Consider the following 10,331-nt stretch of genomic DNA (forward strand, 5'->3'; position numbering starts at 1 on the left):
CGGCTCTCTCGACGGTCTCAAATCACAGCGGACGTCGCTTCGACATGCCGTGGCAGAGTCACCCGGATTCGGGTGCCGCGCTGGTGCTCGGGATCGGCCGGGCTGTCGATGGTGATTTGCCCATAATGCTCTTCCACGATGGAATAGACCAGCGCGAGACCCAGGCCGGTCCCTTTGCCCGGGTCCTTCGTGGTGAAAAATGGCTCGAACAGGCGATCCATGATGCCCTTCGGAATGCCGCTGCCTTCGTCCTCGACGATCAGGTCGACGGTGTGCTCGGACGCTTCGCTGCGAACCCGGATGGCGCCGCCGGGCGGTGACGCATCGCGGGCATTGGACAGCAGGTTGATCAGCACCTGGGCGAGGCGCTGCGGGTCGCCCTCGGCCCAATGGTCGGGGTCGCAGAGGTTGTAGAACTGCACCTCGACGCTGCGCCTGTTCAGCGACAGCAGGCCGATGGCGTCCTGCGCCACGGCGGCCAGGCTCACCGGCTCCTGCGCCTGCTGGCGGCCGCCGGCGTGGGCGAAGCTCATCAACGACTGGACGATGCGCGAGACGCGCTTGGTCTGCTCGATGATCTGGCTGCTGATCTCACTCAGTTCCGCATCGTCTTCGCGCTCTTCGCGCAGGTTCTGCGCCAGGCAGGCGATGCCGGTGATCGGATTGCCGATCTCGTGGGCCACCCCGGCGGCGAGGCGGCCGATACTGGCGAGGCGCTCGGAGTGGATCAGCTTGTCCTCCAGGGACTGGGTTTCCGTGAGGTCCTCGACCAGCACCACCAGGCCGCTGTTGCCCGGCGCCAGCGGCTCGTCGATCGCCGCCTTGTGCAGGTTGAGCCAGCGGGTCTGGCCGTCCAGCGGCAGGCGGTGCTTATGCAGGTGTTCGTCGGGCAGGTTGATGAAGTCTTCCAGCAGTCCTTTCCAGGGCTCGGCGATGGCCGACAGCCGCGAACCCACTACGCGCAGCGCGGGGATGCCGGTCAGTTCTTCCATGGCCTTGTTCCACATCAGGATTTCCTGGTCCTTGGCCAGCGAGCAAACGCCCATCGGCAATTCCTGCAACGTCTGCCGGTGGTAACGGCGCAGGGCATCCAGCTCGGCGGCCAGGCCGGTGAGGCGCGAGTGGTAGTCCTCCAGGCGGCTTTCGATGAAGTGGATGTCTTCGGTGACATAGCCTTCGCTGCCGGATTTATAGGGCAGGAAGGTTTCCACGATGTCCTGGGCCACGCTTGGGCCCATCAGGCCGGAGAGGTTGGCTTCGATGCGGTCGCGCAGACGGCGCAGGGCATAGGGGCGACGTTCATCGAACGGCAGGTGGAGATCGCGCATGGCCTGCTCGACCTCGCGCTGGGCGGTCTTGGCACCCAGCGGCTTGGCCAGTTGGGCGGCGAATTCCTGCGGCGAGGCGGCGATCAGTTCGCGGCGTTGCGGGCGGCGCACGTTGTCCACGGCGCAGGCTTCGGCGGCGCTCTTTTCCTCCGGGCTGGCCTCGGTGAACAGCGAGACCAGGGTGAATACCAGGACGTTGGCCGCCAGCGAGGCGATGGCCGCCAGGTGCCAACTGGTGTCGTCGAGCACATAGATGAGGTCGAAGAACGGCAGGTAGAAACCCTGGATGTTACCGATCAGCGGTAACAGCATGGTCACCAGCCACACGCTGACACCGCACAGCAGGCCGGCGACGAAGCCGCGCCGGTTCGCCGTGGGCCAGTACAGCACCGACAGCACGCCGGGGAGGAACTGCAGGGTGGCGACGAAGGCGACGATGCCCAGGTTGGCCAGGTCCTGCTCGGCGCCGAGCATCAGGTAGAAGGCATAGCCGGCCATGATCACGGTGACGATCAGCGCACGGCGGGTCCATTTCAGCCAGCGGTAGATGTTGCCTTCGGCCGGTGGCTGGTAGAGCGGCAGTACCAGATGATTGAGCGCCATCCCGGACAACGCCAGGGTGGTGACAATGATCACCCCGCTGGACGCCGAAAGCCCGCCGACGTAGGCGAGCAGCGCCAGCGGTTCGCTGTGTACGGTGATGCCCAGGCCGAGGGTGAAGTATTCGGGATTGGTGGCGGTACCGAGTTTCAGGCCGGCCCAGAGAATCACCGGCACAGCCAGGCTCATCAGCAGCAGGAACAGCGGCAGGCCCCAACTGGCGCTGACCATGGCGCGCGGGTTGAGGTTCTCGGTGAAGGTCATGTGGTACATGTGCGGCATCACCAAGGCCGAGGCGAAGAACACCAGCAGCAGGGTGCGCCAGGGACCTTCCTGCAACGGGGTGTGCAGCGCCGAGAGCACCGTCTGGTTCTGCAGCAGCCAGATTTCCAGTTCCTTCGGCCCGCCGAACACGTGGTACAGGGCGTAGAGGCCGATCCCGCCGATGGCGACCAGCTTGACCACCGATTCGAAGGCGATGGCGAACACCAGTCCCTCATGCTTCTCCCGGGTGGCGATGTGGCGCGCACCGAAGAGAATGGTGAACAAGGTGATCAGGCCGCAGAAGGCCAGGGCGACGCGCTCCTGTACCGGCTCCCGGGTGAGGATGCCGATGGCGTCGGCCACCGCCTGGATCTGCAGCGCCAGCAACGGCAGCACGCCGATCAGCATGAACAGCGTGGTCAGCGCGCCGGCCCAGGTGCTGCGGAAGCGGAAGGCGAATAGGTCCGCCAGGGACGACAACTGGTAGGTGCGGGTGATGCGCAGGATCGGGTAGAGCAGCACCGGGGCCAGCAGGAAGGCGCCGGATACGCCGAGGTAACTGGCGAGGAAGCCGTAGCCGTACTGGTAGGCCAGGCCGACGGTGCCGTAGAACGCCCAGGCACTGGCGTAGACCCCGAGCGACAGGGTGTAGGTCAGCGGATGGCGGATGATCCAGCGAGGGATCAACCCACGCTCGCTGACCCAGGCGACGCCGAACAGGGCGAGCAGATAGGCGGCGCTGATCAGGATCAGCTGGCTAAGGCTAAAGCTCGTCTGCATCGCGTTGACTCTGGAGAATGAAGGTCACCACGATCAGGATCAGCCACAGCAGATAGGGCCGATACCAGGCGCCATTGGGGTCGATCCACCAATCCATGATGGCGGGGGAAAACAGATAGATCCCCACTACCAGGAGCAGGACCAGTCGGTAGATGTACATATTGAGCGGCAAGCCTCGAACAGCAGGCTGTCAGTTATAAGCGCTGCGCCGCGGCTTGGCGAGTCTTGACGGCATCAACGCAACTGCGCTTCGGCCAGGGTGCGGCTGCGCGGAATCCGCGTGGCGTCCCAGTGGGCGATGCCCCAGGCGAGCACCGCTCCGGGCAGGCTGCCCTCCAGATCCGCCGGCGGCTGCTGCCCGAGGGCACGCAGTGCGCGGAGCAGCAGCGGGCTGGCCTGGTCCGCGGCGAGCGGTGGAGAGCGGTAGGACTTGCCCAGCTTGTGGCCGTCCGGCTGGATGATCAGCGGCACGTGCAGGTAGCGTGGATGGGGCAGGCCGAGCACTTCCTGCAGGTAGAGCTGGCGCGGGGTGGAGTCGAGCAGATCGGCGCCGCGTACCACGTCGGTGACGCCTTGCCAGCCATCGTCCAGTACCACTGCGAGCTGGTAGGCATAGAGGCCGTCGCGGCGGCGGATCACGAAGTCGCCGACGTCTCGTCCGAGGTGCTGGTGGAATTCGCCCTGCACACGATCGACGAAGGCGTATTCGCGGTCGGGCACGCGCAGGCGGATGGCCGCGTCGTGCCGGTCATGCCCGGCGTCGCGGCAGGTTCCCGGATAGACGCCGCCATGGCCCTCCAGTTGTTTGCGCGAACAGGTACAGGCATAGGCCAGGCCGCGTTCGATGAGTCGGTCGATGACCTCGGCATAACGATCATGCCGTTCGCTCTGTCGGACCAGCTCGCCGTCCCATTCGAAACCGTAGCTTTCCAGTGCATGCAGGATGGCGTCCTGGGCACCGGGCATTTCGCGGGGCGGATCGAGGTCTTCCATGCGCAGCAGCCAGCGTCCGCCAACGGCGCGCGCATCCAGGTAGGAGGCGAGTGCCGCGACCAGCGAGCCGAAATGCAGGTAGCCGCTCGGCGTGGGCGCGAAACGGCCGACATAGGCGGGAGCATTCATGGGGATGAAGCGCGCAAATGAAACGGGGCGCCGAAGCGCCCCGTGTCGGGATCAGGAACCGAGCTGCTTTTCCTTGATTTCCGCGAGCGTCTTGCAGTCGATGCAGAGCGTCGCGGTGGGACGGGCTTCCAGCCGGCGGATGCCGATCTCGACCCCGCAGGAATCGCACCAGCCGTACTCGTTGTCTTCGATCAGCTGCAGCGTCTCGTCGATCTTCTTGATCAGCTTGCGCTCGCGATCGCGGGCCCGCAGCTCCAGGCTGAATTCTTCTTCCTGGCTGGCGCGGTCGGCCGGATCGGGGAAGTTGGCCGCTTCGTCCTGCATGTGGTGCACGGTGCGGTCGACTTCCTCCATCAACTCCTGTTTCCACTTGTTCAGGATGTTGGTGAAGTGAGCGCGCATGCGGTCGCTCATGTACTCCTCGCCCTTGGTCTCCTGATACGGCTCGAAGCCACGGACGAGCTGGTTGTTGGTGGGTGTCGTTTTAGTAATGGGCATGGATGACCGCCTCTCGCTATATCCATTGCGCAGGTAGTTGTCCCTCGCCGGACGACCGGCCCTGCGGCTGCAAGCGGGCGAACTTACCAGATCAAGTCGGGGTGCGCTACTCCCGGTTGTCATGGTGGCTGCAGCGGCTCGGGGACGTTGGGTAGAATTCGTGTTTCGCCTCAACAAGAGATCATCATGGCCTCGTATTACAGTGCGCGTAGCCGCGCCATCGAACCTTTCCACGTCATGGCCTTGCTGGCACGAGCCAATGAACTGCAAGCAATGGGCCATGATGTCATTCATCTCGAAATCGGGGAACCGGATTTCACCACCGCCGCGCCAATCGTCGCGGCGGGGCAGGCGGCGCTGGCCGACGGGCACACGCGTTACACCGCTGCCCGGGGATTGCCCCGGCTCCGTGAAGCCATTGCGCATTTCTACACGCAGCGTTACCGATTATCCATTGACCCCGAACGCATCCTGATTACTCCCGGCGGGTCCGGCGCCCTGTTGCTGGCCAGCAGCCTGCTGGTCGATCCGGGCAAGCACTGGCTGCTCGCCGACCCCGGCTACCCGTGCAACCGCCACTTCCTGCGTCTGGTGGAAGGCGCGGCGCAACTGGTGCCGGTGGGCCCCGAGGTGCGCTATCAACTGACCCCCGAGCTGGTCGCCCGGCATTGGGACAAGGATAGCGTCGGTGCGCTGGTTGCGTCGCCCGCCAACCCGACCGGCACGCTGTTGCACCGCGACGAGCTGGCCGCCCTGTCCACTGCCTTGAAGGAGCGTGGCGGCCACCTGGTGGTGGACGAGATCTACCACGGCCTGACCTACGGGACGGACGCCGCCAGCGTGCTGGAGGTGGATGACGACGCCTTCGTGCTCAACAGCTTCTCCAAGTACTTCGGCATGACCGGCTGGCGCCTGGGCTGGCTGGTGGCGCCGCCGTCGGCGGTGCCGGAGCTGGAGAAACTGGCGCAGAACCTCTACATCAGCGCGCCGAGCATGGCCCAGCATGCCGCGTTGGCGTGCTTCGAACCGCAGACCCTGGCGATCCTCGAGGAGCGCCGCGCCGAGTTCCGCCGACGCCGCGACTTTCTCCTGCCGGCCCTGCGCGAGCTGGGCTTCAGGATCGCGGTGGAGCCGGAGGGCGCCTTCTATCTATATGCCGACATCGGCGCTTTTGGCGGCGACGCCTTCGCCTTCTGTCGGCACTTCATCGAGACCGAGCATGTGGCCTTCACCCCGGGCCTGGATTTCGGCCGGCATCTGGCGGGCCAGCATGTGCGCTTCGCCTACACCCAGAGCCTGGAGCGCCTGGAACAGGCGGTGGAGCGCATTGCCCGCGGCCTGCGGACCTGGCAGCCCTGATGCGCTTCGTCACCCCGTTGGAAGAAGCGCGGCTGGTGCGCCGCTACAAACGCTTCCTCGCCGACGTCGTCACTGCGGACGGCGAAGAGCTTTGCATCCACTGCCCGAACACCGGCTCCATGCTCAACTGCATGGCCGAAGGCGGGCGGGTCTGGTTCCACCGCAGCCAGGACCCGAAGCGCAAGCTGCCGGGCACCTGGGAACTGAGCGAAACACCCCAGGGGCGGCTGGCCTGCGTGAATACCGCACGAGCCAATCCGCTGGTGGAAGAGGCACTGCTGCACGGGACGATCCCGGAGCTGGCCGGTTTCACCGCGCTCAAGCGCGAAGTGCCCTACGGTGTGGAAAACAGCCGGGTGGATTTTCGCCTGGACTATTCGACCGGCCCGGCGTTCGTCGAAGTGAAAAGCGTGACCCTCGGCTTCGACGACAGTGCCATCGCCGCCTTCCCGGATGCCCGGACCCAGCGCGGCGCCCGCCATCTGCGCGAACTGGCGGCCCTGGCGCGGCAAGGCGTGCGGGCGGTGCAGTTGTACTGCGTGAACATTTCCGGCATCGAGGCGGTACGGCCTGCAGCGGAGGTCGATCCGCTCTACGCGGCGGCGTTGCGCGAGGCAGTGGAAGCCGGTGTCGAGGTGTTGGCCTACGGGGCCGAGTTGAGCCCGGAGGAAATCAGCCTGGTGCGCCGACTGGAGGTGGTCCTGTAGAGGCGAATCAGCAGGCCTGTTCGCGCAGGAATCCCGAGTCTGGCGACGAGCACCCTTCGAGGCCGCTCGGAACGTGGCTGATCGTTGCACAATATCGGTAGATTCTTTGTAAGCGTTTTGCCGCTTCATCTTCAAATGTGACCGGCTCACTGTCTTTCTGAGTGAGTGGCCGGAAACAATGCAGCCCATCCATGGACGAAGAAAGGGCTGCACATGAAGGTGCTATTCATTCACCAGAATTTCCCTGGCCAGTTTCGCCACATCGCTGCTGACTTAGCGGGACGCCCAGGCAGCGAACTGCTGGCCATCGGTCGCGAACAGGCACCGGGACTGCCGGGCGTTCGCCTTCTGCGCTACCGGCCACACCGCTCGCCGAACAGCGGCACCCACCCATACGCCCGTACCTTTGAAGACGGAATACTGCACGGCCAGCAGGTACTGCGCCTGCTATTGGATCTCAAGCGCCAAGGCTATCGCCCCGATGTGGTAATGGCCCATCCGGGCTGGGGCGAAAGTCTCTACGTCAAGGAGGCTTTTCCCAAGGCCCGGTTGATTCACTTCTGCGAGTACTACTACCAGACCCAGGGAGCCGATGCCGGCTTCGACCCCGAGTTCCCCATGGATATCAACGGTGCGGCCAGAATCCGCAGCCGTAACGCCATGCACCTGCTGAGCCTGGAAAATTGCGACATCGGTATTGCTCCGACGCGCTGGCAGCACAGCCTTCATCCCCCCGCCTACCAAGACAAGATTCGGATCATTCACGAGGGGATCGACACCGCCAACCTGGGGCCTGATCCCGAGGCCGGGCTGAAACTCCCTGACGGTCGGATACTCAAGGCGGGAGACCCCGTCGTCACCTACGTGGCGCGCAATCTGGAGCCCTACCGGGGCTTTCATACCTTCATGCGCGCACTGCCGCGAATACTGCGCGAACACCCCACATGCCAGGTGGTAATCGTGGGGGGCGATGACGTCAGCTATGGCAGCCGGCCAACGGATGCCCCCAACTGGCGTACGAAACTCCTGGCGGAAAACCCCATCGTTCAGGAGCGGGTGCATTTTCTCGGCAAAGTCCCTTACGCCACCTATAAGCGGGTCCTGCAGATATCCGCCGTCCATGTGTACCTGACCTATCCCTTCGTCTTGTCCTGGTCTCTATTGGAAGCCATGGCCAGCGGCTGCCTGATCGTCGGCTCGAACACCGCGCCCGTGCGCGAAGTGATACGCCATGGGGAAAACGGCTTATGGGTGGACTTCTTCGATAGGGAAGAAATCGCCAGGCACGTAGTGAACGCGCTGAACAAGCCAGGCGACTTCCAAGCATTGAGACGTGCCGCTTGGCTAAGTGCGCAAGATTATTCGTTGAGCCGAGGGGTAGAGGCTTATAGGCGTTTGATTCATGGCTATGACTTGGCGAGCGTGTGAAGGGTGACTCTTTGTCGGTGCGTATTGGGCACCTCTAAAAACGTAGGCGAGGCAGTCAGCACAAGGCAAAAACAAGCGAAAAAGCGCAGTTTACGAGCTGTAAATGAGCATTTTGAGCTTGTTTTTAATGCAGTGATGACAACGCAGGTAGTTTTTAGAGGTGCCCTATTGGGAGTGTTTGATTGGAGTTGTTAATGAATGGGGTTTGTTGTTGGTGGAACTCGTTCTAGGGGCTGGATGATAGACCGCGGGTGAAATATCTATCTTCTCTCTTTGGCTAGAGGGTAGAGGGCGGGAAGAGGTTGATTTGCTGCGTGATTGGCTTTGCAGAATAAGAGGTAGGAGCCTGCGGAGATTATCTTGAATAAGAAATTTTATGCCTTGATTGCGGGGGTTATTATTTTAGTTGTTGTGGCTATATGGGGGTATTGGAGAGTTAAGGGTTTTGATGGTGAGGATAAGCCATCTGTAGTGGAAAATATGATGGGGAACTACAAGTTCATTATCTCTAATAAGGTCTTTTTGGTTCCTGGTAGATATGTTCAGGGGTATGGGATTGCATCTGATGGAGCTCTAAATAACTTTACTGTTCGTTTGCGTGGGTTGAGGAGCGGGGGCGAGGCAGAGATTATTGTTAGTTTCGATCTAAGGTCGAAGAGGGTAATTGAGAAATATTGGTATGACAATATGTATCAATATTATCGGAGGCGGCTGACGGGCTGGAAGGAAAGTGCTAGGCAGGGAGGTGAAAGGTTGGAAGCGACAGATGAGAGCGCCTTCCTGATGAAAGGTAATCGGGTTTTACGCATGCTGAGTTGTGGTAAGCGCATATGTAGGGTGTTTATTGCGTATGCAGATAATTTAACACTATACATTGTCTTAGACAAAAAGCTGCAGCGTGATTGGCTTGGGCTAACGGAAAAATTGATAATGGACTTGTTGTCCTTTGAGCAATCCGGCAGGGCTGTAGGGAGATAATAGAAACTATGATCGAGAATAGCGGAGTTGCACATGGTCAGGTCGCTATAGATAGAGGTGCCGTGGCCCTTGTCGATATAGACGAGACTAAGGCTGCCGCGCTGTGGTTTGATGGCGCTGTGAAAGTGAACAGCTGGGTTTCAATTCCCGAAGCTTGAGCTGGGATGGCCCTGGAGGTGTGATGATGGTTTTTTTGAATGAGCGGATAAGTTCTGAAGATGCTGATAAATACAATCTGTCAGAGATTGATAAAAAATTTGTAGTGGGCGGAACGAGGTCTAGAAGTTGGACTATAGACCGAGAAAGAAATATGTATCTTCGAATTGTTTCTCAAGGGAGGGAAGACATTAGTCATCAGACTACTTGGACATTCTTCTGGGGTGGTGAATTGCTCGTGGTCGAGTTGGATAATATAAGTACTGATGGAGAGCCGGGGGGACGTCGCCAGGGACACAAAAAACTGAGGAGATTAGTAATCCCTAAACATCTTGAAGCGCGGCGTCAAGATGTTTTGAATGGCTTAAAAGAGGCGCTAACGGCATACAAAGATGGGGGAGTCCACGCAACTGCTTCTGAATACTCTCTTGTGTTAGACATCTGAGGCTAAGAAGGTTATGGCTCTCTCATCTGAGTTGTTGGCGGCGTAATTGTGCAGTATGAGAGCTTTGTCGTGGTTTAATTTATTGTCGGGTTGATATAAATAAATCTTTTGGAGGGAAGTGTTATGGCGTTTGTAAATGAATATATTCCTGCTGATGATGTTAAAAAGTACGGTATTGAAGAGATTGATCGGAGATTTTTAAGAACTACCTATCAGCCTGATTGGACCATTGATCGTGAGCGTAATATTTATCTTCGTCAAGTTGCATCAGGGCGAGAAGAGTTTGCTAGCCAGAAAGATTATACATTTTATTGGGGGGGGGAGATAATTGTTGTCCGTTTAGATGAGTCTGGTGGTGGGGTGCGGGGTGGGGAAGGGTGGTGTCATTATAAATTAATTAGGCTGGATTTGCCTGGGAACTTACAGGGGCGTCGGAAGGAGGTTCTTAGCGACTTGAAAGAGGCACTTGCTGCTTATAAGGATGCAGGTGTTTATTCGGCTACTTCCAAACACACTGCTACCTTTGAGTTTTGATAGGGATATCTAGTTATGGCACTAACATCTGCCCAAGCTATAGAACTTCTTATAAGTAATTCCTCTGCTTATTCTACACCTCAAGCCTTATTGGATTTAGTTGATCAAGTCTCGCTAGATGCAATCGCTGGC

Annotated in this window: 10 protein-coding genes; 6 read left to right on the forward strand and 4 right to left on the reverse strand. The window is 60.1% G+C overall.

What is annotated here, in order from left to right:
* Nucleotides 1–17: 17 nt before the first annotated feature.
* The 4 genes from PIN01S_RS09445 to dksA form a co-directional block, all read right to left on the reverse strand.
* A complete protein-coding gene (locus PIN01S_RS09445; RefSeq protein ID WP_084335410.1) occupies nucleotides 18–2,972 on the reverse strand; it encodes a sensor histidine kinase in 2,955 nt (984 codons plus the stop codon).
* Entirely contained in the window at nucleotides 2,956–3,132 is a 177-nt protein-coding gene (locus PIN01S_RS26275; protein ID WP_003095129.1) for a hypothetical protein, read from the reverse strand. The genes PIN01S_RS09445 and PIN01S_RS26275 overlap by 17 nt, the downstream gene beginning before the upstream one ends.
* A 74-nt stretch (nucleotides 3,133–3,206) precedes the next feature.
* Nucleotides 3,207–4,094 carry a tRNA glutamyl-Q(34) synthetase GluQRS gene (gluQRS, locus tag PIN01S_RS09450; protein ID WP_084335411.1) on the reverse strand — a complete coding sequence of 296 codons (888 nt, stop codon included), beginning with the start codon at nucleotides 4,092–4,094 and terminating at the stop codon, nucleotides 3,207–3,209.
* Between the two features lie 51 nt (nucleotides 4,095–4,145).
* The gene (dksA, locus tag PIN01S_RS09455; protein WP_084335412.1) at nucleotides 4,146–4,592 is read right to left on the reverse strand and encodes an RNA polymerase-binding protein DksA; all 447 of its coding nucleotides are present in this window, start codon (nucleotides 4,590–4,592) and stop codon (nucleotides 4,146–4,148) included.
* Between the two features lie 186 nt (nucleotides 4,593–4,778).
* Here dksA and PIN01S_RS09460 point away from each other — a divergent pair, with 186 nt between their 5' ends.
* From PIN01S_RS09460 to PIN01S_RS09485, 6 genes are all read left to right on the forward strand, one after another.
* On the forward strand, nucleotides 4,779–5,951 hold the full coding sequence (locus PIN01S_RS09460) for a pyridoxal phosphate-dependent aminotransferase (RefSeq protein ID WP_084335413.1): 1,173 nt from the start codon (nucleotides 4,779–4,781) through the stop codon (nucleotides 5,949–5,951).
* Nucleotides 5,951–6,658: a DNA/RNA nuclease SfsA gene (gene sfsA / locus PIN01S_RS09465; RefSeq protein WP_084335414.1), complete on the forward strand. Its 708-nt coding sequence runs from the start codon at nucleotides 5,951–5,953 to the stop codon at nucleotides 6,656–6,658. The genes PIN01S_RS09460 and sfsA overlap by 1 nt, the downstream gene beginning before the upstream one ends.
* 213 nt (nucleotides 6,659–6,871) lie before the next feature.
* Nucleotides 6,872–8,086, forward strand: coding sequence for a glycosyltransferase family 4 protein (locus PIN01S_RS09470; RefSeq protein WP_084335415.1), 1,215 nt, complete (start codon nucleotides 6,872–6,874; stop codon nucleotides 8,084–8,086).
* A 360-nt stretch (nucleotides 8,087–8,446) separates the two neighbouring features.
* Nucleotides 8,447–9,064, forward strand: coding sequence for a hypothetical protein (locus PIN01S_RS09475; protein WP_139198556.1), 618 nt, complete (start codon nucleotides 8,447–8,449; stop codon nucleotides 9,062–9,064).
* Nucleotides 9,065–9,245: 181 nt separating this feature from the next.
* Nucleotides 9,246–9,665, forward strand: coding sequence for a hypothetical protein (locus PIN01S_RS09480; RefSeq protein WP_212633064.1), 420 nt, complete (start codon nucleotides 9,246–9,248; stop codon nucleotides 9,663–9,665).
* Nucleotides 9,666–9,788: 123 nt separating this feature from the next.
* Nucleotides 9,789–10,199, forward strand: a complete 411-nt coding sequence (locus PIN01S_RS09485; protein WP_084335417.1) for a hypothetical protein — start codon at nucleotides 9,789–9,791, stop codon at nucleotides 10,197–10,199.
* The last annotated feature ends 132 nt before the right edge of the window (nucleotides 10,200–10,331 follow it).

The organism is Pseudomonas indica NBRC 103045 (genome assembly GCF_002091635.1).
Taxonomy (GTDB): domain Bacteria; phylum Pseudomonadota; class Gammaproteobacteria; order Pseudomonadales; family Pseudomonadaceae; genus Pseudomonas_M; species Pseudomonas_M indica.